The following is a 22,642-nucleotide window of genomic DNA, read 5'->3' as shown; positions in this document are numbered from 1 at the left end:
AGACGAAACTACCGCCGGAAGCGCGGGAAGGCGGCGCGACCCGCGTAACGGGCCGCGTCGTCCAGAAGCTCCTCGATGCGGAGCAACTGGTTGTACTTGGCCACCCGGTCGGAGCGGGCCGGGGCGCCGGTCTTGATCTGGCCGCAGTTGGTGGCCACGGCGAGGTCGGCGATCGTGGTGTCCTCGGTCTCGCCGGAACGGTGGCTCATCATGCAGCGGTACCCGCTGCGGTGGGCCAGGTCCACGGCGTCGAGGGTCTCGGTCAGGGTGCCGATCTGGTTGACCTTGACCAGCAGCGCGTTGGCGGTGCCCTCGGCGATGCCGCGGCCCAGGCGCTCCGGGTTCGTCACGAACAGGTCGTCGCCGACCAGCTGGACCTTGTCGCCCAGGGCGCGGGTGATGGCGTTCCAGCCCTCCCAGTCGCTCTCGTCCAGCGGGTCCTCGATGGAGACCAGCGGGTAGTTCGCGACCAGGTCCTCGTAGAAGGCGATCAGCTCGGCGGCGGACAGGCCCTTGCCGTCGATGGTGTAGACGCCGTCCGAGTGGAACTCGGAGGCGGCCACGTCGAGGGCGAGCCCGATGTCCTCGCCCGCGACGTACCCGGCCTTCTCGATGGCGACCAGGATCAGGTCGAGCGCGTCTCGGTTGGAGGGCAGGCTCGGCGCGAAGCCGCCCTCGTCGCCGAGGCCGGTGGCGTAGCCCTTCTCCTTCAGCACGGACTTGAGGGCGTGGTAGACCTCGGTGCCCATGCGCACGGCCTCGCGGAACGTCTCCGCCCCGATCGGGGCGATCATGAACTCCTGGATGTCGACGTTGCTGTCGGCGTGCGCGCCGCCGTTCAGGATGTTCATCATCGGCACCGGCAGCACGTGCGCGTTCGGCCCGCCGAGGTAGCGGAAGAGCGGCAGCTCGGCGCTCTCCGCGGCGGCCTTGGCCACGGCGAGCGAGACGCCCAGGATCGCGTTGGCGCCCAGGCGGGCCTTGTTGGGGGTGCCGTCCAGATCGATCATGACCTGGTCGATGCTGCGCTGCTCGGCGGCGTCGAACCCGAGGATCTCGTCGGCGATCTCGTCGGTCACGCCGAGAACGGCCTTCTCGACCCCCTTGCCGCCGTAACGCTCGTCGCCGTCACGCAGCTCGACGGCCTCGAACTGGCCGGTGGACGCGCCGCTGGGAACCGCGGCACGCCCCTGGCTGCCGTCGTCCAGGAGGATGTCGACCTCGACCGTCGGGTTGCCCCGGGAGTCAAGGATCTCTCGGGCGGTGACGCCCTCGATGGAAGCCACGAAGCGCTCCTAAAGTCGCAGGACAGTTTGCCTCAGAAGCCTACCGAGACCTACTTACCGGTACGGCGTCCGGGACGTTTCCGAACGATGATCGTAAAGAGTCCGCAAGGGGTCGCCCGGCAGGGGCGGGGAGACGACCCGGCCGCGCACCGCTCCAGGTCGGCGGAGCGCCCGGCCTCGCCTCGGGGTCCGGGCCGGGCCCCGCGAACCTCGGAGCGCCCTCGGAGCGCCCTCGGAGCGCCCTCAGAACGGCCCAGAGCGGCCTCAGAGCGGCTGGGTGCGGACCTGGTCGCGGTAGGCGCGGGCCACCGCGCGCAGCTCGGCCTCCGGGTCGAGCCCGGCCTCCCCCGCCTGCCGTACGAGCTCGAAGAGCCTGGCCCCCAGGCCGTCGGCGGGAACCCCCTCGGGGAGGGTCGCGGGAGCTCCGGCGCGCTCGGCGCGGCGCAGGAGCTGCGCGGCCAGGGAGAGCGCGGGCTGGCCCATCGGGACGCCGTCGACCGCCGAGCCCGGGTCGCCGCCGTTCTTGGCCGCCCGCTCGGCGGCCTTGATGGTCTCCCAGTTGGCGCTGACCTCGCCCGCCCCCTCCACCCGGGTGTCGGCGAAGACGTGCGGGTGGCGGCGGACGAGCTTGGCGACGATCCCCTCGGCCACGTCGTCGACGTCGAACCCGTCGGGCCGATCGCTCGCGACCCGCGCGTGGAAGGCCACCTGCAGCAGCAGGTCTCCCAGCTCCTCGCGCAGCGCGGTGTGGTCGCCCTCCTCGATGGTCTCCAGCACCTCGTAGGCCTCCTCGATGAGGTACGGGGCGAGGGACTCGTGGGTCTGGCGGGCGTCCCACGGGCACTCGACCCGCAGGCGGTCCATCACCGAGACCAGGTCGAGCAGCCGGGCGCCCGGCAGGTCGTACGAGCCCGGCACGACCTCGATCACCGGCGGGTCGTCGAGCGCCACGGCGGCGTAGCCGATGGAGCGCATCAGCGCCTCGTCGGCCTCCAGCCACACGACGGTCGCCGACCCGGCCTCACGGACCAGCGCGGCCGGGTCCGGGACGACCACCTCGACGTCGATCCCGGCTTCGGCCAGGTAGGGCAGGTGCGGGTGGTCCGCGGACCCGGTGCGCACCGGGCCCTCCTCGAGGACCCGCCACGCGCGGCGGCTGAGCAGCCCCGGGGCGACCCGGGGCGAGGTGGTGACGACGATCAGCGGCATGCCCGGAGGCTACTGCTGCGGCGGCGCGGGCGGCGCGTCGGCGGGGCCGGGGGCGGCGGGGGCGCCGAAACGGCCGGCGTCGACGAAGACGCTCGGCTGCTGCTCGCTCCGCTGCTGGTTCGGCGTGCCGTACCGGGGGTTCCAGGTGATCGGCACGGCCTGCAGGTCCTTGATCGCCTGCTCCTGGCCGCGCTGCAGGGCGGCCTCGTCCGTGCCGCCGCCGTACTGGGTGATGAGCTTGCGGAACAGGAGCTGCGCCCGGATGAAGGGACGCATCTGTGAGGGGGCCACCGCGTTCTGGAGCAGCTGCTGCTCCAGCTTCTGCTGGCCACCCTGGCCGGCGACCAACTGGTCGATCTCGCCCTCGGTGACCGTCATGCCCTTGCTCTCCGCGACCTTCGCGAACTGCTTGGCGTTGGCCAGCTGGAAGAGCACGAGCTGCGGGACGCTGTCCTGGAACTTGAGGTCCGCCGGGGTGACCTTGGCCTTGGCCAGCGCCGCCTCGTACTCGCGCACGTTCCGGTCCAGCTCGCCGGAGCTGATGCGCTCCCCGCCCACGACGGCGGCGGCGCCGGCCTGGTTCGGAGAGCAGGCGGTCAGCGCGACACCGGCGGCGGCGACCGCCAGGATGACGCGAATTCGAGTCGACTTCACATGCGTTCCCTTCACGACAAACGCCGCTTACTCTACCCGCACCGTTTCGAGGAACATCGCCTCGACGAGATCGCCGCACCACTTGAGCAGGTCCAGATCCCGCAGCGGCTGGCCGCCGAGGGGCCTGGTCTTGGGCACCGGCACCAGCAACGTACCGGCCGCCTGCTTCAGCAGCGCCTTCGGGTAGAGCCTTTGCAGCCTGACCTGCTGGGAGTCCTTCAGGTCCACCGGCGCGAACTTGATGTTCTGCCCCTGCAGGGTGACGTCGGTGAGCCCGGCGCGGCGGGCGCGGATGCGGAAGCGGGCGACCTCCAGCAGGTTCTCCACCTGCTGGGGCGGCCGTCCGTACCGGTCGACGAGCTCGTCGCGCACCGCGCCGATGTCGGAGTCGGAGCCGATCGCGGCGATCCGCTTGTACGCCTCCAGCCGCAGCCGCTCGGAGGTGACGTAGTCGTGCGGGATGTGGGCGTTGATCGGCAGCTCGACCTTGACGTCGGGCCGCTCGTCCTCCTGGTAGGTGCCCGCCAGCTTGGCCTTCTGCTCCTGCACGGCCTCGGCCATCATCCGGACGTACAGGTCGAAGCCGACGCCCGCGATGAAGCCCGACTGCTCGGCGCCCAGGATGTTGCCCGCGCCGCGGATCTCCAGGTCCTTCATCGCGACGTACATGCCCGCGCCCATCTCGGTGTGCTGGGAGATGGTGGCCAGGCGCTCGTGGGCGGTCTCGGTGAGCGGCTTCTCCGGCGGGTACAGGAAGTAGGCGTAGCCGCGCTCGCGCCCCCGGCCGACCCGGCCGCGCAGCTGGTGGAGCTGCGACAGGCCGTAGTTGTCGGCCCGGTCGACGATCAGGGTGTTGGCGTTGGGCACGTCCAGGCCGGACTCGACGATCGTGGTGCAGACGAGCACGTCGAAGTCGCGCTCCCAGAAGCCCACCATGATCTTCTCCAGCTGGTGCTCCTGCATCTGGCCGTGCGCGACGGCGATCCGCGCCTCGGGCACGAGCTCGCGCAGCATGGCCGAGACCTTGTTGATGCTGGCCACCCGGTTGTGGACGAAGAAGACCTGGCCGTCGCGCATCAGCTCGCGCCGGATCGCGGCGCCGATCTGCTTCTCGTCGTACGGGCCGACGAAGGTGAGGATCGGGTGCCGCTCCTCGGGCGGGGTGAGGATCGTGGACATCTCCCTGATGCCGGTGAGGCCCATCTCCAGCGTGCGGGGGATCGGGGTGGCCGACATGGCCAGCACGTCGACCTGGGTGCGCAGGTGCTTCATGGCCTCCTTGTGCTCGACGCCGAACCGCTGCTCCTCGTCGATGATGATCAGGCCGAGCTGCTTGAACCTGACCTCGGGCGAGAACAGCCGGTGCGTGCCGATCACGATGTCGACCGAGCCCTCGCGCAGGCCCTCCATGGTCGCCTTGACCTCGCCGTCGCTCTGGAACCTCGACAGCGGCCTGACGTTCAGCGGGAACCCGGAGAACCGCTCGGCGAAGGTCGACATGTGCTGCTGCACCAGCAGCGTGGTCGGCACCAGGACGGCCACCTGCTTGCCGTCCTGCACCGCCTTGAACGCCGCCCGCACCGCGATCTCCGTCTTGCCGTAGCCCACGTCCCCGCAGATCAGCCGGTCCATCGGGATCGGGCGCTCCATGTCGCGCTTGACCTCGTCGATGGCCTCCAGCTGGTCGCCCGTCTCGGCGTACGGGAAGGCGTCCTCCATCTCCCGCTGCCAGGGGCTGTCGGGCGCGAAGGCGTGTCCCGGCGAGGCCATGCGGGCCGAGTACAGGCGGATCAGCTCTCCGGCGATCTCCTTGACCGCCTTCTTGGCCTTGGTCTTGGCCTTGGCCCAGTCGGCGCCGCCCATCCGGTTGAGGGTGGGCGACTCGCCGCCGACGTAGCGGGTGACCTCGTCGAGCTGGTCGGTCGGCACGTAGAGCCGATCGCCCTTGGCGTACTCGATCACCAGGTACTCGCGGGTGGCGCCCTGCACGGTCCGCTGCACCATCTCGACGTAGCGGCCCACGCCGTGCTGCTCGTGCACGACGTGGTCGCCGACCTTGAGCTGCAGCGGGTCGACCATGTTGCGGCGCCGGGAGGGCAGCCGCCGCATGTCCTTGGTCGACGCCTTCTGGCCGACCAGGTCGAGGTGGGTCAGCACGGCCAGCGTCGGGGTCACGAACCCGTGCTCGACCAGGCCCGTGGTGACGTGGACGACCTTCCTCTCCGGCACGGTGTCGAGGCCCGGCTCCAGGCGCGCGGGCAGGTCGACGCCCTTGAGCAGCTCGACCATGCGCTCGGCGGGGCCGTGGCCCTCGCTCAGCAGGACGACGACCCGGTCGGAGTCGAGCCAGCCCTTGATGTCGGCCAGCGCCCGCTGGGTGTCGCCCCGGTAGGACTCCACCTCGCGCGCCCTCAGCGCCTGCCCGCCGCCCGGGACCGTGTCGTCGGTGTCGGCGCCGAACGGCGCGAGCGACCACCAGGGCTGGCCGAGTCCCCGCGCGTGGTCGCGGACCTCCTCCAGGTCGCGGAACGCCGCCGCGCCCAGGTCGATCGGCGCCTCGCCGCCGGACGCCGCGTTGATCCAGGACGCCTCCAGGAACTCCTGGCTGGTCCGCACCAGCTCGTCGGCGCGCCCCCGGATGCGCTCCGGGTCGCACACGAAGATCGCCGCCTGTCCCGGCAGGTGGTCGATGAGCAGGTCCATCTCTCCGGCGAGCACCGGCGCGAACGCCTCCATGCCCTCCACCGGCACGCCCTCGGCCAGTTGCTCCAGGATCTCGGCCAGCGAGGGATGCGCCTCGGCGAGCTCCCTCGCCCGCTCCCTGACGTCGGCGGTCAGCAGCAGCTCCCGGCAGGGCGCGGCGAACAGCCCGTCCTCGGCCACCTCCAGCGAACGCTGGTCGGCGACCTTGAACCAGCGGATCTCCTCGACGGTGTCGCCCCAGAACTCCAGCCGCAGCGGGTGCTCCTCCGTGGGCGGGAAGACGTCCAGCAGGCCGCCCCTGACCGCGACCTCACCGCGCTTCTCCACCATGTCGACCCGGTGGTAGCCGTTCTCCACGAGGCTGTGGACGACGGTGTCGAGATCGGCGTCGTCCCCGGCGCGCAGCCGCACCGGCCGCAGGTCGCCCAGCCCCTGGACGATCGGCTGGAGCAGCGCCCTGACCGGCGCGACGACCACGTGCAGCGGCCCCGCCGAGTGGTCGCCCTCGACCGGGTGCGCCAGCCTGCGCAGCACCGCCAGCCGCTGCCCCACGGTGTCGCTGCGCGGCGACAGGCGCTCGTGCGGGAGCGTCTCCCAGGCGGGGAAGACCGCGACGGTGCTCTCGTCCAGGAGGCTGGTGAGGGCCGAGGCGAGATCCTCGGCCTCGCGCCCGGTGGCGGTCACCGCGAGAACGGTCCTGGCCGCCCCCTTGGCCCCCTCCCTGGCCAGCGCGGCCACCGCGAAGGGGCGCAACGCCGGCGGCGCGACCAGCGACACGTCGGACGAGTCGCCCCCGCGCACGTCCTGAAGAAGGGAAGCCAGCTCAGGCTCCCCGGCGACAAGGTCCAGAAGTCCGGAAAGACTCATCAGATTCGCCCACAGCCCCACGACGGCAACACGACAACCCCGGGCCGGGAAGACACGGGGGGTACCTGCTCAAGGCTACTTGCCCGGGCACCCGCTCTCGCAAAGAGTGGTAAATGCGCGACGAATCGTGCTGAGTTGACTACTCTCGGTTACATGTCAGAGGTGAGGTCGGTCGTCGCTCGCGACGACTTGTTGAGTCAGCGGATCAGGGAGCAGTGGAGCAGCCAGCTCGGCCGGCGGCTCGACATCCTGATCGCCGGGTGCGGATGGCCTGAACCGCTCGATCTGGCGCAGACGGAGTCCAGGGTCATCGGGATCGACGAGGACCTGCCCGTGTTGCGCAGGAGCACGTCCGCCCGCAAGGACCTGGACTCCTGGGCGCTGGGCGACCTGCGCTCGGTGCCGGTGCCCCCGCGGGCGTTCGACATCGTCTACGTGTCGTTCCTGCTGGAGCGGATCGAGCACCCCGAGCTGGTGCTCGACCGGTTGCTGACCGGTCTGCGCCCCGGCGGGCTGCTGCTGGTCAGGATGCGCGACCGGGCTTCGGCGTACGGGGCGTGCGACCGGCTGGCGCCGGCGAGGCTGCGGCGGGCGGTGTGGCGCAGGTTCGCCCCCGCCGGGACCGTGGGCCCGCTGCCCGCCGTCTACGAGCAGATCGCCTCGCGCGAGGGGATGCACTCCTTCTGCCTGGTGCGCGGGCTGATGGTGACCGAGGACATCTCCGCCAGTAGCGGGTCCGCGCTCCACGGGCCTCTCGGTAAGCTTGCCCGCGCCGCCTGCTCGGTGGTGGAGGCCCTATCCAGGGGAAGCCGGCCCGCGTCTCACGACGAGATAACCATGGTGATCCGCAAGCCCCAGAGCCATTTCGCCCGGTTGATCTGAGATCCACCGGACCGGGGCACCCGGGATTCACCGGACCGGTGAATCCCAGGCTCGCCGGACAGGGGCCCATCGTGAGCGGGCGAGGCAGGAAAGTCCGACGATCACGATGGTGGAGCAGATGACGGCGCCTTTCGAGTGGACCCCCGACGCCCGCGAGCTGGCCGACCTCGAGCTGCTGCTCTCCGGCGCCTTCAGACCGCTGGCGGGCTTCATGAGCTCGGCGGACGCGCACGCCGTGGACGAGCGCGGCACGCTCGCCGACGGCACCCCGTGGCCCGCGCCGGTCACCCTCACCCTGCCAGACGACCACCCGGCCTCCCCCGGCGACCGGATCACCCTGCGCGACCCCGAGGGCGCGGCGCTCGCCGTGCTGACCGTCACCGGGCGCGAGGACGGCTTCGTCGCCGGCCCCGTCGAGCCTCTGGACGCCCCCGAGCACGGGCCGTTCGCCCGGCTGCGCCGCACCCCGGCGCGGGTCCGCGAGGAGCTGGACGGGCGGGAGTCGGTCCTGGCCGTCACCATGCGCGGGCCGCTGGGCGACCTCGGCGAGATCATCGCGACCGCGCAGGAGCTGGAGGCGTCGATCCTGCTGCTCCCCCTGGCGTACGGCGAGGGCGGGCCCGCGGTGGTCCGCGCCGCGCTCAAGGCGCGCGACGGGCTGCCCGAGGACACGCTCGTGGCGGTGGTGCCGCTGGCGCCCAGGGAGCCCGCCATCGACCTGGAGCTGCGCGAGCGCGTGGCCGAGGCCTACGGCGCGACCGAGCACCTGGCGGGCCCCGAGCCCGTGACGCTCCCCGGCCCCCCGCACCGCCGCGGGCTGGTGGTCTTCTTCACCGGTCTGTCCGGCTCCGGCAAGTCGACCGTCGCCCGGGGGCTGCGCGACGCGCTGCTGGAACGCGGCAGCCGCACGGTGACCTACCTCGACGGCGACGTGGTCCGCCACCTGCTGTCGGCGGGGCTGACCTTCTCCAAGGAGGACCGCGACCTCAACATCCGCCGCATCGGCTTCGTCGCCGCCGAGGCCGCCAGGCACGGCGGGCTGGCGATCTGCGCGCCCATCGCGCCCTACGCGGCCACCCGCGAGGAGGTGCGGGAGATGGTCGAGGCCGTCGGCGCCGACTTCCTGCTGGTCCACGTGTCCACCCCCCTGGAGGAGTGCGAGCGCCGCGACCGCAAGGGGCTGTACGCCAAGGCCCGCGCGGGGCTCATCCCCGAGTTCACCGGCATCTCCGACCCGTACGAGGAGCCGGACGACGCCGACCTGGAGATCGACACCACCGGCATCAGCGTGGACCGGGCGGTGCACCAGGTGCTCGACCCGCTGATCCAGGGCGGCTGGATCCGATGACCCGGGTCCGGCGGCCCGGGTCCGGCGGTTCGAGCCTGCCGGTTCGGGCCCGGCGGTCCGGGCCCGGCGGGGATCAGCCGGCGGGGACGGCGGCGTTGAGGCGCGCGTCGCGGGCGAGCTCGCCGAAGGCCCTCCGGCCGCCGGGCGTGGTGTCGAACCGGGTGTCACCCCGGGGGGCGCGCGGCGAGTCGAAGTAGATCAGGGCCTTGATCTGCGGATACTCGCCGATCTCCCGGCGTACCGAGGCGAAGAACGACTCCTTGAACCCGGGTCTGTCGTGACGCTCGAAGACGCCCCACTCGGCGAGCATGACGGGCTTGTCCGGGAAGCGTTCCCGCATCCACCGGTAGAACCCGTGCCACCGGGGGAACTCCGGACGGGTCTTGTTGACCAGCCCGTCGAAGCTGTGGACCCGGTGGTCGACGTAGGGGTCCATCGCCACCCAGTCGACCACGTCGTCCCCGGGGTAGAGCTTCTCGAACCAGGGTTCGGACGCCCAGTTGGGCGCGCCCATGTACGTCATCACCGTGACCGCGTTGGTCACGCCCCCGTGCCGCAGGCGCGTCACCACGTGCCGGAACATGGCGGCGTAGTCGGCCGCCGTCATCCCCTTGCCGCGGGCCTCCCGCACGTCGTCCTCCGGCTCGTGGTGGACGGTGAGGAAGAACTTCTCGGGGAAGGTCCTCACGATGTGGGCGGCCAGCCGGTCGATCCGCGCGTCCAGCGCCCCGTGGGCGATCTGCTCCCAGGTGTGGTCGAGGGACGGCTTCCAGTTGACCAGCAGGAGCCTGCGGCCGTCCGGGTCGCGGGCGATGGCGCGCTCCGCGGGGGTCGGGAAGAGCTCGTCGCCCCGGTGGTAGACGTGCATGACGTCGGCCGTCCGGCCCATGCGTCTCTCCGCCCTCTCCAGGGCCCGCCCGGGAGGCCTCCCCGTGAAGATCTCCGGCGCGATGCCCCACCAGGCGCCGCAGGAGGGGACGAGCTTGCGGCTGACCTCGCAGGCCACCCGGGACGGTTCGGCGGACGGGTCCGGCGCGCCTGCGACTCCCGGCGCGTCCGAGGTTTTCCCGGCGCCGGCGGCGTTCGAGGCCCGACCGCCCCCGCTCAGCCCCGCGATCCCCAGCGCGAGGGTGCCCAGCCCCAGCGCCAGGACGAGGCCGGAACCGGCGATTCTTACTACTCGCGGAATTACGTCTATAGCGGCATTTGTCTGATGCACCGGTTCCTCACAGCCGTCGCGCGTACGCATTCGTGGACGGTCCTCGACCATCACGGGGGAACACCTTCCCATCGCCCGGACGTGCCTCGTCCCAGACTTTGCCGGTCCGTGCCATAGCACCCTGGCGGACGACAGGAAATATCGGATAAACGGTTGTTATTTCCCTGTGATTGGCAGGAGCGGCGCGAAGAAAATCTTGTGTATTCGTTCGGGGAAATGGAAACCCGACCTATAGTTCCTAGGGTTCCCAGCGTCTGTTCGCCGGAGAGGCACCAGCGACATATGAGCCCGTCACCGGACGCTCCCGTCCGCCGCGGAGGCGAGGATCTGGCGGACTACGCGTCGCTTCTCCGTCGGCGGTGGGCGATCGTCCTCTCCCTGTTCCTGGCCGGAGCCGGTTGCGGCCTCGCCCTGCTGTGGCTCACCCCGGCCTCCTACACCGCCTCCGGGCAGGTCCTGGTGACCGCGACCGGCTCGCAGGAGCAGACCAACCAGGTCACCGCCCGCCAGCGCGAGCCCCTCAACCTCGACACCGAGGCACAGGTGGCCCGCTCCGCGGTGGTCGCGGCGAAGGCCCGCCGGCTGTTCGGCGGCCTTCCCTGTGCCGCGGAGGTCTCGGTGCCGCCCAACACCTCGGTCCTGGAGATCTCCTGCAGCGCCGCCGATCCGAAGGCCGCGGCCTCGGGCGCGAGCGCCTACGCCCTCGCCTACCTGGCACAGCGCCGCGAGTCCGCCACCCAGATGCTCTCGGCCCAGCTCAAGGCCGTGCTGCTCAAGCTGAGACAGGCCAACGCGGGTCTCACCAAGGTCGCCACCGAGCTTCCCGATCTCGGCAGGGGGACCACCGAACGGGCCCTCGCCCTCCAGCGGCAGAACGTCCTCGCCCGCCAGGTTCACAGCCTCACCGCCAGGTACGACGCCCTCAAGACCGTCGCCGTCACCCCCGGCTCCGTGATCAGCCAGGCGGCGACACCGGCCGAGCCCACCACCCCCCGGCCGCCCCTCTACCTGGGCAGCGGCCTCATGGCGGGGCTGCTGTGCGGGGTCGGGGTCGCCTGGCTCCGCGACCGCCTCGACACCGCCCTGCGAACCGCCGCCGACGTCAGGCGCCTGACCGGCCTCGACGCCGTCAACAGCGGGGAGACGAACGACCTGGCGGACGCGGTGCTCGTGGTCGCCGTACCCGGCACCTCCTCGCGCGAGGTGAAGGACACCGTACGGGCCCTGAACGAACGCGGGGTTCGCGTGGTCGGCGCGTTCGTCGTCGGCGACGAGGCCCCGCCGTTCACCGTGTCTCCCCCCGCGCGGGTTCCGGGCGTCTCGCAGGCGCAGCGGACTCCCCGTCTCCCGCAGGCTCCGCACGTCTCACCGGCTTCGCAGGGCTCACAAGCCGCCCACGGCTCACAGGCTTCCCACCTCGCGCAGACTCCGCATGTCCCGCAGGCCCCGCACGTCTCGCCCGCGCCGCGGTCCGGCGGGGCGCGAGACCGTGACAGCCTCCCGAGGAGGGCCGGGCGGCCTCTCGCCGGCCTGGCGAGCAGCGTGCCGAGCGGCATGGCGAGCGGCATGGCCGTCCCCGAGCCGCCCGGCGAGAAGCCGGAGGCACCCTCCCGCCCGGGAGCGCACGGGACGAGCGGGGCCGGGATGAGCGCGACGAGCGACGCGAGCGGGACGAGCGGCGACGGAGCACGCGGGGCGAGCGGGACGCACGGATCGGCCGGTGCGTCGGAGGCGCTGCTCGCGCCCCGGGCGTACGGGAACGTTCCACCCGCCCGGCAGGCGGCGGCCGGGCGGAGGGGGCGCAGGTCGTGAGGGGTCCGCGTCCGGCCGCCTGGCCGATCGCCGCGCTCCTGGTGGGATACCCGGTCTGGTGGGCGCTCGGTTTCGGGGGCCTGTCGGTGATCGTGGTGGCCCCGGCGATGGCGCTGGTCCTGTGGCGGAGACGGCCGATCAGGGCGCCGCGCGGCTTCGGCCTCTGGCTGCTGCTCCTGGCGGGTTACCTGATCAGCGCGCTCATGCTCGGCGAGATGCCGCCGGGCGCCTACGGCGAGTTCGGCGCCGGACGGCTGATCGGCTACCTGATGCGCCTGTGCCTCTACGTCTCGCTATTGATCATGGTGCTCTATCTGGGGAACCTGACGGAGGAGGAGCTGCCGCAGCTCACCCTGGTGCGGATGCTGGGCGCGCTGTTCCTCACGACCGTCGCGGGCGGCCTGCTGGGCGTGTTCGCCCCGCGCGCCGAGTTCACCTCGCCGGTGGAGATGGTCCTCCCGGACTGGATCAGCGGCAACCCCTTCGTCCACAACCTGATCCACCCCACCGCCGCCCAGATGCAGCGGGTCCTCGGCCACGCCTCGCCGCGCCCCGAGGCGCCGTTCGAGTGGGCCAACGCCTGGGGTGGCAACCTCTCGGTGCTGCTCGTCTGGTTCGTGGTCGGCTGGTGGGTGTACGGCGGGCCGCGCAGGCGCCTGACCGTGGTCCCGCTGGTCGCGCTGGCCGCGATCCCCGTCGTCTACTCGCTCAACCGCGGCCTGTGGATCGGGCTCGGGGTCGCCGCCGCGTACGTCCTGCTGCGCCTGGGCACGCGGGCCCGCGTCGCGACCTGCGCGGCCCTGACCGCCGGAGCGCTGGTGTTCGCCCTCAGCCCGCTGCAGGCGATGGTGGCCCGTCGGCTCGACAGCCCGCACAGCAACGACATCCGCGCCTTCACCGTCTCGGCGACCCTCGCCGCCGCGGGCACCGCGCCGCTCGTCGGGTACGGCAACACCCGCAACGCCACGGGCAACCACCGGACGATCACCACCGGCAAGAGCGGGTGGTGCCCCACCTGCGGCCACCCGCCGCTGGGCGGGGACGGCCAGCTCTGGCACCTGATGATCACGCAGGGTTTCACGGGGGCCGCCCTCTACGTGGCGTTCTTCGCGGGGGCCGTCCGCCGCCACTGGCGTGACCGGAGCCCGATCGGCCTGGCCGGGGTCCTCGTGATGATCCTCACCCTCCTCTACATGTTCGTCTACGACGGGCTGGTCACCCCGCTCAGCCTGTACCTCGTCTCGTTCGCGCTGCTCTGGAGGAACTCGATGGCGAGCACGGCTTCATGAACGACGCCCGCGCCCGTCTGCGCTACCTGGACCAGACTCTCGACCTGCTGTTCCCCGGCCCCGGCGACCCGAGCCCGTACACCTTGCTCCCGCACCGCCTGCTCCCCCGCAGGCTGGTCCCCCGCGCGTGGTGGCACCCGGGCGGGAGGGTCACCGTGCCGTCGGGCCGGGACGGCATCGAGAGCCACCTGAGCGAGGTGTTCGGCACACCCGTCCGCGTCACGCTGCGGGTGCGACCGGCCAGGCGGGCCAACCGCAAGCCGATCCTGGAGGCGCGCGCCGCCGACGGGCCGATCGCCTTCGTGAAGATCGGCGACACCGACCTGACCCGGGAGCTCGTCGCCCACGAGGCGCGGACGCTCGGCCTGCTCGCCGGGGTGCCGCTGAAGACCGTCGTCCCGCCCGCCGTGCTGCACCACGGGTCCTGGCGCGGCCTGTCCGTGCTGGCGCTGACCCCGCTTCCGGTACGGCGGGGACGGATACCGGGCGACGTCCTCACCGACGCGATCGCCGAGATCGCGCGCATTCCCGGGGAGCATGCCCCGGAGCGCGCTCCGCTCGGTGGCCGGGCCCGGGGGAACCGGGCTCCGGAAAGCTCGCCTCCCGAAGCCACCGCCCGCACCGGACAGGCCCTTGGAGACCTCGACTGTGACGGACGAACCCCCGGAGGCCCGTCTCCGGCGGACCCGCTTCCCGGAGACACGAGCCGGGGTCCCGGAGAGCCGTCCTGCGGGCGGGGGTTCTCCTGGCACGGTGACCTGACGCCGTGGAACATCTCGCGCGGGCCCGACGGGCGGCTGCTGGTCTGGGACTGGGAGCGGTTCGGCACCGGGGTCCCGCTGGGCTTCGACGCCGTCCACCACTTCTTCCAGCGGGCGCTGCGCCGCGACGACCCGGCCACAGCGGCCAGGGCCTGCGTGGCGCGCTCCCTGCGGATCCTCGCCCCGTTCGGGCTTTCGGCCGCCGAGTCCCGGCTGACCGCGCTCCGCTACCTGATCGCCCTCGCCGACCGCCACGCGGCCGACGGCCACGCGCCGCTGGGACCGCCGGAGCTCTGGCTCACCCCCCTCGCCGACTCCCAGGAGACTCTGCTGTGAAGCCCGCGTTGAAGCGTTCGGTGCACGCGGCGTCGGGGGCCATAGGTCGCCTCACCTCGGGAAGCCGGGTGCTGCCCTCCTTCCTCATCATCGGGGCGCAGCGCTGCGGCACCACCTCCCTGTACCGCGTCCTGTCCCAGCACCCGCTCGTCCTGAAACCCGTCCTGCGCAAGGGCGTGCACTACTTCGACACGGCATACGACCGGGGCCTGTCCTGGTACCGGGCGCACTTCCCCCTGCGGGCGTCGGCCTCCCGGCTGGCCCGCAGGTACGGCTGCCGGCCCCAGGCGTTCGAGTCGTCGCCCTACTACCTGTTCCACCCGCTGGCCGGCCCCAGGATCGCCCGCGACCTGCCGGGCGCGAAACTGATCGTGCTGGTCCGCGACCCCGTCGAGCGGGCCTTCTCCGCGCACGCCCACGAGCTGGCCAGGGGCTTCGAGACGGAGCGGTCCTTCGCCAGGGCCGTACGGCTGGAGGAGGAGCGGCTGGCCGGGGCCGAGGAGGCCCTGATCGCCTCGCCGCACTCGACGAACCTGGCCCACCGCCACCACGCCTACCTCGCCAGGGGCCGTTACGCCGAGCAGCTCGCCCGGCTGGAACCGCTGGTCGGCCGCGACCGGCTGCTCGTCCTCGACAGCGGCCGGTTCTTCGCCGAACCCGACCTCGTCTACGACCGCGTGCTGGCGTTCCTCGGGCTGCCGCACCTCGGCGACCCGGTGTTCGAGCGGCACAACACCCGGGCCAGGCCGGGCCCCATGTCCCGCAAACTCCGCCGCGAGCTGACGGCCCACTTCGCGGAGCAGGACACCCTGCTGACCTCGTGGCTGGGCGCGGAGCCGTCGTGGCGTCGCTGACCTCCACCCACCTGGCGGGCCTGGCGGGCTTGAGGGGGGCCGCGCGGGGCGGGGTGGCGGGGCTGGCGGGAGCGGGGGCGGGGGCCGCCGCGCAGTTCCTGACGGTCGTGCTGGTCACCAGGGGGATGGGGCAGGAGACGGCCGGTCTCTTCTTCTCCGGAACCGCCCTGTGCCTGATGGTCGCCGCTGTCCTGCGGCTGGACGCCGGGAACGGGCTGGTCTACTTCATCGCCAGGTCCAGGGCCTTCGGCTACCGCCGCGCCTCCGGTCACGTCCGCGCCGCGCTCGTCCCGGTCGCCTCGCTCTCGCTGGCGACCGGCGCGGCGGTCATCCTCACCACCTCCGACCCGGTGCTGCGGGTGCTGGCGGCGGCCCTGCCCGCGGTGGCGTGCTCGGGCGTCGTGGTGAGCGCGACCCGCGGGTTCGGCTCGATGCGGCCGACCGTGCTGCTGGACGGGGTGCTGCAGCCGGCGGCCCAGCTGCTCCTGGTCGGGGCGGTGGTGCTCGCGGGCCGCGACTCCGTGCCGCTGCTCGCCGCGGCGTGGGCGCTGCCGTACCTGCCGGTGCTGCTGCTGGCCTCGATCTGGCTGCGCCGGAGGTTGCCCCGGACCCCCTGCCCGCCGGGTGCCGCGCGCGACCTGTGGCGCCACACCTGGCCCCGGTCGCTGGCGGCCGGAATCCAGGCGGTGTTCCAGCGGCTGGACGTCGTGATCGTGGCGCTGCTGGCCGGGCCGGCCGAGGCGGCCGTCTACACCGCCGCCACCCGTTTCAAGATCGTGGGTCAGCTGGCCGGTCAGGGGCTGGCGCAGGCCACGCAACCGAGGCTGGTGCGGGCCCTGGCCGAGGGCGACCTGCCGCGTGCCCGCGAGCTGTACCAGTCGGCCACCCTCTGGCTGGTCCTGCTGACCTGGCCGATCTGGCTGGGGTACGCCGCGCTCGCGCCCTGGCTGCTCGGCGCCGTCTTCGGGGACGGCTACACCGGCGGCGCGCCGGTGGCGTTCGTGCTGGCCGCCACGATGATGCTCGCCACGGCGTGCGGGATGGCCGACGTGGTGCTGACCTCGGCCGGGCACACCGGGTCCAGCCTGGCCAATCTCGTCGCCGCCGTCGCGACGGCGGTCACGCTGGACCTGCTGCTGATCCCCTCGATGGGCTCGCTCGGGGCCGCCCTCGGCTGGGCGGGGGGCGCGGTGGTCAAGAACCTGCTGCCGCTGTGGCGCATCCACCGCCTGTACGGCCTGCGCCCCTTCGGCACGCACAGCCTGGCCGCCCTGAATCCCCGGCGGACACCGTGACCGCGCCGCCTGACCGCTCTCGGCCTCCGGCGGGCACCGTGACCGCGCGGCCCGGCCGTCCCGGACGCCGTGCCCACACGCGGCCCGGCCGTTCCAGGAATCTGGACGGGCGGTGGGGGCCGTGAGGCCCGTGCTGGTCACCGGGCTGCCCAGGACCGGGACGAGCTGGACGGGCAGGATGCTCGCGGCGAGCGGGGAGCTGGTCTACGTCAACGAGCCGCTCAACCCCGAACATCCGCCGGGCCGCTCCCCCGGCGTCCTCGACGCCGTGGTGGGCCACCGCTTCCAGTACATCTGCCCGGACAACGAGCGGGCCTGGCTGCCCGCCTTCGCCCGTACGGTCGCGCTGCGCTACGGGTTCTGGGCGGAGCTGCGCCGCAACCGGTCACCGTACGACCTGGCGCGGATGGTCCGGTACGGCACCGCGTTCACGCTGGGGCGGCTGGGCGGGCGCCGGGCGCTGCTGGACGACCCGTTCGCGCTGTTCTCCGCCGGATGGTTCGCCGACCGGCTGGGCTGCCGGGTGATCGTCCTGTTGCGCGACCCGGTGGCGTTCGTCGGCAGCTGGCAGCGGCTCGGCTGGACGGTCTACTTCCACGAGCTGCTCGAACAGCCGCTGCTGGTGCGTGACCAGCCGCACCTGGAGGCGTTGCGCCCGCTGATCGGCTCCCAGGACCGCGTCGCCAAGGCCGTGGCCCTGTGGCGGGCGGCCGGGATCACCGCCGCCGACCTGGCCGACCGGCACCCGGGGATCATGCTTGCCCGCTACGAGGACCTGGCCCGTGACCCCCTGACGGGCTTTCGCCGCCTGTACGAGTGGGCGGGCCTGACCTGGTCGGCCCGCGCCGAGGAGCGCGTCCGCCGTGCGTGCACGGCCAGGTCGGGCGCGACCGCGTCGGGCACGGCCACCTCGGGCACGGGCCCCGGCGGCTTCGCCTGGAGCGGCCTGTCCCGCACGGCCTACCGGCCGATGGACTCGCGCCGCGCCCTCGCCGAGGCCCGTACCCGGCTGAGCCCCGAGGAGGCCCTCCGGGTCAGGGAGCTGGCCTCCGCGAAACGCTGACGGCCGATCAGGACGATGACGATCGGGAAGCTCGGCGAAGACCCCGGCACCGGCGCCTCAAAGCTTCACGGCTCGGGGCTCGGGGCTCGGGATTTCAGGAGAAGAGGCCTCGTACGAGGGAGACCGTGAGGAGCCGGAGCGCGTACGGCAGGTCGTCGACCAGGTAGCGGCGGCCGAGCCTGCCCGGCTCCCGCGTCAGCCGGAAGGTCCACTCCAGGCCGCCGCGGCGCATCCATGCCGGCGCCCGCCGGACGGTGCCCGCGGCGAAGGCGATCGCCGAACCGCAGCCGACGAACCAGGTGCCCGGCAGGTCCCGGCGGAGCGAGGCGATGAGCCGCTCCTGCCGGGGAAAGCCGAGCCCGACGAAGACCAGCCGGGGCGCTGCGGCGATCACGGCGTCACGCACCCGGGCGTAACTCTCAGGATCGTCCTCGAATCCGTACGGCGGGGCGTCGACCCCGGCGATCATCAGCTTCGGATGGCGGTTCACCAGCTCGCGGGCCGCCTGCGCGGCCGTGCCCCGGGGACCGCCCAGCAGGTATACGGGATGGCGGTAGAAGGCGGCGGCCTCCGACAGGGACCAGATCAGGTCGGCGCCGGTGACCCTGCCGGGGATGGGGGTGCCGAGCAGTCTCGCCGCCCACACCAGCGGCATGCCGTCGGCCACCGCCAGGTCGGCGCGCTCGACGAACCGGCGGGCCCGGGGGTCTCGGGCGACGGTCCGGCTGATGTCGACGTTCGGGGTGACGAGGTGGCCGCCCTCACCGCGTTTCAGAGCGGCGACCACGTGGTCGACGACCTCGCTCTCGGTCATCGGGTCGATCGCGACGCCCGCCACGTGCACGCGCCTGCGCAGACGCCTGCGAGTGGCCTTGTCGGGCCGGGGCCTCCGGCGGGGGACGCCCGAGGTCGTCCCCCGCCTGGCGACCGGCGTTCCGGCCCGCCCTGCGACGGCGGGCAGGCCGGGCACCGGATCGCGACCGGTGGTCGCGGACCGGTGGTCGGTGAGGGGCGGGGTCGGCGTCACGGTGTCACGGGTGGCCGGGACCGCGGCCCGCCTCACCACGGACGACATGACCGGCGAGTCGTGGCGCGTGACCGCCGGCGGAGGCCCGGCGGCACGTCCCGGCGCGGGCGGAAGGACCGGCAGGCCGTAGCGAGCGGTCGCGCGCGGGCGCTCGACGGCCTGCCCCGCCGCGGACGGAGCGAGCACCAGACCGTGGCGGGGGAACGCCGGCGGGCGCTCGACGGCCTGTCCCGTCAGGAGCGAGGCGACCGGCGGGCCGTGGCGCGCGGGTGCCGGCGGGCGCTCGGCGGCCTGGTCCGTCATGGACGGCACGATCCAGGCACCGTGGCGGAGGGTCACCCGCGGCTGCTCGGTGATGGGCGCCATCAGATGCCGCGCCCTCGGTGGTTCAGGACACTGAGCATGATCCTCGCGGGGACCAGGCCCGCCGCCACCGCGAGCGCGATGGGCGCGCGGGGCTCGCCGTGGCGGGCGGTGAACGCCCGCCAGGCCCAGCGGCCCGCCTCCCGCCGCTGGCCGAGGGCCGCGTGGTGGAAGGCGAGCTGACCGTAGACCCGCGCCGCGCCGCGCGGATCCACGGTCAGATCAGGGTGCCGGGCGAGCATCCACTGCAACCCGGCGATCCGGTCGGCCCAACGGGCCACGTACGAGGAGCCACCCCAGCGCACCCGGACCAGGGGCCGGTCGACGTGCACGATGGGGTGTTGGGCGGCGGCGCGCAGCGCCAGGTCCCAGTCCTCGTTCTGGCCCTTGGGGGCGCTCTCGTCCACCCAGAGCCCGCCGCGCCGGAACAGGAAGGTCGAGGAGTGCACCATCACCATCCGCGAGCGCACCAGGTGGCGGTAGGTGACGCGACTGGTCCCGGCCAGCCGGGGAATGCGCCGCGAACCGTACTCGACCTCGATGGCGCAGCTGCAGAAGCGCGCGTCCGGCTCCGCCTCCAGGGCGGCGACCTGGGCCTCGATCTTGCCGGGCAGCCACTGGTCGTCGTCGTCGCAGAAGGCGACCATGTCGGTGCCGAGCGCCGCGATGCCGGTGTTACGGGCCCCGGGCAGGCCTGGGGTGAGCCGGTTGGCCATCACCCGCACGCCGCGTGGGGGCGCCTCGCGCCGGCCGGCCGCCAGTGCCCGGCCGGCCAGGAGGTCGGCCACCTGGTCGGCGACCCAGGCCGGATCCCCGCCGTCCACGACGACGACGACCTCGACGGGGCCGGGGTGGTCCTGGCCGAGCACGGCGAGCGTGGCCGCGCGCAGCTGGTCAGGCCGGTGTCCCCGGGTGGGGATGACGACACCCACCGATGCGTTCAAGCGAGTCTCCTGTGATAGCCATACTTGATCATGAGGGGCCAGGTCAGCGCGGTGACCAGGCGCGACTGCCGGGACGACGCGACGGCACGCCAGCTGTCGTCCCTGGTCAGCTCCGTGCGGCCGACCGTGAAGCGTACGGGGTTGCCCGAGGCCGTGTGCGCCGTCGAGAGCTCCGCCCAGTTGCCGGACAGGAAGTCGAGGCGGCACGGGAGGCCGATCCTGGCGACCACGCGCCTGAGCGTGTCGGCGGGGGCGTCGAGCAGGTCCTCGTAGCGGATCCGGGTGACCGGTACGCCCCGGCGGGCGAGGAGTTCGAGGCTGAGATTCTCGCTCAGCCAGTGCAGCGAGGTGCGGGAGGGCGACCAGTGGGTCATCGGGCGCCCGTCCTCGGGACGCGCGACCCTCCTGCGCCAGGAGTGCGCGACCGCGCGGGGGTCGCGGACCACGTGGACGACCTGGACGTCGACCCCGGCCGCCGCGAGGCAGAAGGCCAGCGAGGCGTGCTTGCTGGAGTCGATCACGACCGGGCAGTCGGCGACCTCGCCCGCCGCGTTGTACAGGTCACGGTGGACCGCGGCGTACTCGTCCAGCTCGGCGGTGCCGGGCGTCGGCCACCTGCCGGTGCCCGCCTGCTCCTCGGCCAGCAGCCTGGCCAGGGTCGGGATGCGCCGGGTTCGATCGACGCGGGACCTGAGCGCGATCATCCGGTGCGCCAGGCCCTCGGACCAGCCGCCGAACGCGCGCTCGCCGACCTTCTCCCAGAAGGGGCACGACCCGAAGGGCTCGCCGCATCCGCAGGACTCGTCCGCGAGCGCGCTCCTGGCCCAGAGGTGAACGACCTCGCCGAGCGGCGCGATGCCGGGGACCTCCCCCAGCAGGCGCTCGAGCAGCGTGGTCCCGCTGCGGCCGAGGCCGCCCAGGAATACCACCCGAGCAGGTGACGGACTATCAGACACAGGCACGAATCCTTACCCGACGGATACGGAACGTGCCGAGGCTAGCGCGGAGCGTAACAGAGGAGTCAGAGAACGGACAAAGGATCTACCCAGCGGGTGTAACGCCGCCCGTCTCCTGAACGGGAACCCGGACGGGAAAGGGCCGGAACCTCGCAACCCGGCGTCGGGCAGGCCCATGGCCGGGCCGCGGGCGCGAGGGGATGCGCGGTTCCACGAACGACGGCCGGCACCTCGGGAAGGGCTCCGCATCGCCGGACGGGCTTACCCGGGAGGGTTCGGAAAGGGCGATCCGGCCGGCGCCCTGGACGGCTTCGGGGCGGGCTCCGGGAACGGCTTCGGGGCCGGCTTCAGAAACGGCCCCGGGAACGACGAACCGCCCGCGGCCCGGCGTGGCCCTCCCGTCGCGCACGGGGAGGGGGTCACGCCGGGCCGCGGGCGGGCAGGCGGGCGTGCCTACCGGGCGTCGACGATCATCCCGGCGCCGACCGTGTTGTTGGTGGACTCGTCCACGAGGATGAACCCGCCGGTGAGGCGGTTGCGGGCGTAGTCGTCGACGAACAGGGGCTGGGTGACGCGGAGCGACACCCGCCCGATCTCGTTGAGGCCGAGCGACTGTGCCGTCTCGTCCCGGTGCAGGGTGTTGACGTCCAGCCGGTAGTGCAGGTCCTTGACCAGGGCACGGGCCGTGCGGGTGGTGTGCTTGATGGTCAGCTTGGTGCGCGGGGACAGCTTGGTGGCGTCGGCCATCCAGCAGATCATCGCCTCCAGCTCCTGGGAGACCTGCGGCTGGTTGTTCGGTCGGCAGATCATGTCGCCGCGCGAGATGTCGATGTCGTCCTCCAGCCGCAGGGTGACCGACATCGGCGGGAACGCCTCGTCGACCGGCCCGTCGAAGGTGTCGATCGACGCGATGCGCGTGGCCAGGCCCGAGGGCAGGTGCACGACCTCGTCGCCCGGCTTGAGCACCCCTCCGGCGACCTGGCCCGCGTAGCCGCGGTAGTCGTGCAGGGAGGGGTCGGTGGCCCGCTGCGGGCGGATGACGTACTGCACGGGGAAGCGCACGTCGACCAGGTTGCGGTCGGAGGCGATGTGCACGTGCTCCAGGTGGTGCAGCAGGGAGGACCCGTTGTACCAGGGCGTGTTCTCCGAGCGGGACACCACGTTGTCGCCGTGCAGCGCCGACATCGGGATGAACGTGAGGTCCGGCGCGTTCAGCTTGGAGGCGAACGCGGTGAACTCCTCGCGGATCTCCTCGAACCGCTCCTGGGAGTAGTCGACCAGGTCCATCTTGTTGACGGCCAGCACCAGGTGCGGCACCCGCAGCAGGGTGGTGAGGAACGCGTGCCGCCGCGACTGCTCCAGCACGCCCTTGCGGGCGTCGATCAGGACGATCGCCAGGTCTGCGGTGGAGGCGCCGGTGACCATGTTGCGGGTGTACTGGATGTGCCCGGGGGTGTCGGCGATGATGAACTTGCGCTTGGGAGTGGCGAAGTAGCGGTAGGCCACGTCGATCGTGATGCCCTGCTCCCGCTCGGCCCGCAGGCCGTCGGTGAGGAGCGACAGGTCGGTGTACTCGGTGCCGCGGTCGCGGGAGGTGCGCTCGACGGCCTCCAGCTGGTCCTCGAAGATCGCCTTGGAGTCGAAGAGCAGCCGCCCGATGAGGGTCGACTTTCCGTCGTCGACACTTCCCGCCGTGGCGAAGCGAAGAATGTCCATTAGCGCTGCTCTCCAGAGGTCGTACGGCGTGCGCGGCGGGACCGCGCGGGAAGGGGCT

At 72.8% G+C, this 22,642-nt stretch carries 17 protein-coding genes; 8 read left to right on the top strand and 9 right to left on the bottom strand.

What is annotated here, in order from left to right; all coding sequences use genetic code 11:
- Positions 1 to 8 precede the first annotated feature (8 nt).
- From eno to mfd, 4 genes are all read right to left on the bottom strand, one after another.
- Complete coding sequence (gene eno, locus ACTOQ1_RS17105) at positions 9 to 1,286, bottom strand: phosphopyruvate hydratase (protein WP_350971782.1); 1,278 nt, start codon at positions 1,284 to 1,286, stop codon at positions 9 to 11.
- A 264-nt stretch (positions 1,287 to 1,550) separates the two neighbouring features.
- Positions 1,551 to 2,495: a MazG family protein gene (locus ACTOQ1_RS17100; RefSeq protein WP_440068218.1), complete on the bottom strand. Its 945-nt coding sequence runs from the start codon at positions 2,493 to 2,495 to the stop codon at positions 1,551 to 1,553.
- A gap of 9 nt (positions 2,496 to 2,504) precedes the next feature.
- A complete protein-coding gene (locus ACTOQ1_RS17095) occupies positions 2,505 to 3,149 on the bottom strand; it encodes a SurA N-terminal domain-containing protein (RefSeq protein WP_440068216.1) in 645 nt (214 codons plus the stop codon).
- A 27-nt stretch (positions 3,150 to 3,176) separates the two neighbouring features.
- The gene (gene mfd / locus ACTOQ1_RS17090; protein ID WP_440068215.1) at positions 3,177 to 6,719 is read right to left on the bottom strand and encodes a transcription-repair coupling factor; all 3,543 of its coding nucleotides are present in this window, start codon (positions 6,717 to 6,719) and stop codon (positions 3,177 to 3,179) included.
- Between the two features lie 153 nt (positions 6,720 to 6,872).
- On the opposite strand from mfd, the gene ACTOQ1_RS17085 reads away from it, so the two are divergent.
- Together ACTOQ1_RS17085 and cysC are read left to right on the top strand one after the other, a co-directional pair.
- Complete coding sequence (locus tag ACTOQ1_RS17085; protein ID WP_440068214.1) at positions 6,873 to 7,601, top strand: class I SAM-dependent methyltransferase; 729 nt, start codon at positions 6,873 to 6,875, stop codon at positions 7,599 to 7,601.
- Between the two features lie 118 nt (positions 7,602 to 7,719).
- On the top strand, positions 7,720 to 8,949 hold the full coding sequence (gene cysC, locus ACTOQ1_RS17080; RefSeq protein WP_440068212.1) for an adenylyl-sulfate kinase: 1,230 nt from the start codon (positions 7,720 to 7,722) through the stop codon (positions 8,947 to 8,949).
- Positions 8,950 to 9,022: 73 nt separating this feature from the next.
- On the opposite strand, the gene ACTOQ1_RS17075 is transcribed toward cysC, so the two are convergent.
- Positions 9,023 to 10,168, bottom strand: a complete 1,146-nt coding sequence (locus ACTOQ1_RS17075; RefSeq protein WP_440068211.1) for a glycoside hydrolase family 26 protein — start codon at positions 10,166 to 10,168, stop codon at positions 9,023 to 9,025.
- 282 nt (positions 10,169 to 10,450) lie between these two features.
- Here ACTOQ1_RS17075 and ACTOQ1_RS17070 point away from each other — a divergent pair, with 282 nt between their 5' ends.
- The 6 genes from ACTOQ1_RS17070 to ACTOQ1_RS17045 all read left to right on the top strand — a co-directional run bounded on the left by ACTOQ1_RS17070 (position 10,451) and on the right by ACTOQ1_RS17045 (position 17,578).
- Positions 10,451 to 11,980, top strand: coding sequence for a Wzz/FepE/Etk N-terminal domain-containing protein (locus ACTOQ1_RS17070; RefSeq protein WP_440068209.1), 1,530 nt, complete (start codon positions 10,451 to 10,453; stop codon positions 11,978 to 11,980).
- Positions 11,977 to 13,269 carry a hypothetical protein gene (locus ACTOQ1_RS17065; protein WP_440068208.1) on the top strand — a complete coding sequence of 431 codons (1,293 nt, stop codon included), beginning with the start codon at positions 11,977 to 11,979 and terminating at the stop codon, positions 13,267 to 13,269. Before ACTOQ1_RS17070 ends, ACTOQ1_RS17065 begins: the two co-directional genes overlap by 4 nt.
- Positions 13,266 to 14,366 (top strand): hypothetical protein, encoded by a 1,101-nt coding sequence (locus ACTOQ1_RS17060; protein WP_440068206.1) that lies wholly within the window; start codon positions 13,266 to 13,268, stop codon positions 14,364 to 14,366. Before ACTOQ1_RS17065 ends, ACTOQ1_RS17060 begins: the two co-directional genes overlap by 4 nt.
- A complete protein-coding gene (locus ACTOQ1_RS17055) occupies positions 14,363 to 15,220 on the top strand; it encodes a sulfotransferase family protein (protein ID WP_440068204.1) in 858 nt (285 codons plus the stop codon). The genes ACTOQ1_RS17060 and ACTOQ1_RS17055 overlap by 4 nt, the downstream gene beginning before the upstream one ends.
- Complete coding sequence (locus ACTOQ1_RS17050; RefSeq protein WP_440068202.1) at positions 15,208 to 16,515, top strand: lipopolysaccharide biosynthesis protein; 1,308 nt, start codon at positions 15,208 to 15,210, stop codon at positions 16,513 to 16,515. Before ACTOQ1_RS17055 ends, ACTOQ1_RS17050 begins: the two co-directional genes overlap by 13 nt.
- Before the next feature lie 121 nt (positions 16,516 to 16,636).
- Positions 16,637 to 17,578, top strand: coding sequence for a sulfotransferase (locus ACTOQ1_RS17045; protein ID WP_440068201.1), 942 nt, complete (start codon positions 16,637 to 16,639; stop codon positions 17,576 to 17,578).
- Between the two features lie 94 nt (positions 17,579 to 17,672).
- On the opposite strand, the gene ACTOQ1_RS17040 is transcribed toward ACTOQ1_RS17045, so the two are convergent.
- From ACTOQ1_RS17040 to cysN, 4 genes are all read right to left on the bottom strand, one after another.
- Positions 17,673 to 18,971, bottom strand: a complete 1,299-nt coding sequence (locus ACTOQ1_RS17040) for a WecB/TagA/CpsF family glycosyltransferase (protein ID WP_440068199.1) — start codon at positions 18,969 to 18,971, stop codon at positions 17,673 to 17,675.
- Entirely contained in the window at positions 18,971 to 19,912 is a 942-nt protein-coding gene (locus ACTOQ1_RS17035) for a glycosyltransferase family 2 protein (RefSeq protein ID WP_440068197.1), read from the bottom strand. The genes ACTOQ1_RS17040 and ACTOQ1_RS17035 overlap by 1 nt, the downstream gene beginning before the upstream one ends.
- Entirely contained in the window at positions 19,909 to 20,841 is a 933-nt protein-coding gene (locus tag ACTOQ1_RS17030) for a sulfotransferase (protein WP_440068195.1), read from the bottom strand. Before ACTOQ1_RS17030 ends, ACTOQ1_RS17035 begins: the two co-directional genes overlap by 4 nt.
- Before the next feature lie 480 nt (positions 20,842 to 21,321).
- Positions 21,322 to 22,584, bottom strand: a complete 1,263-nt coding sequence (gene cysN / locus ACTOQ1_RS17025) for a sulfate adenylyltransferase subunit CysN (RefSeq protein ID WP_440068193.1) — start codon at positions 22,582 to 22,584, stop codon at positions 21,322 to 21,324.
- Positions 22,585 to 22,642 lie beyond the last annotated feature (58 nt).

The sequence above is a fragment of the Streptosporangium sp. OZ121 genome, from assembly GCF_051918885.1.
In the GTDB taxonomy this organism is placed as follows: Bacteria; Actinomycetota; Actinomycetes; order Streptosporangiales; family Streptosporangiaceae; genus Streptosporangium.
Note: the sequence above shows the minus strand (reverse complement) of the source record. Positions and strands in the feature narration are given on the sequence as shown.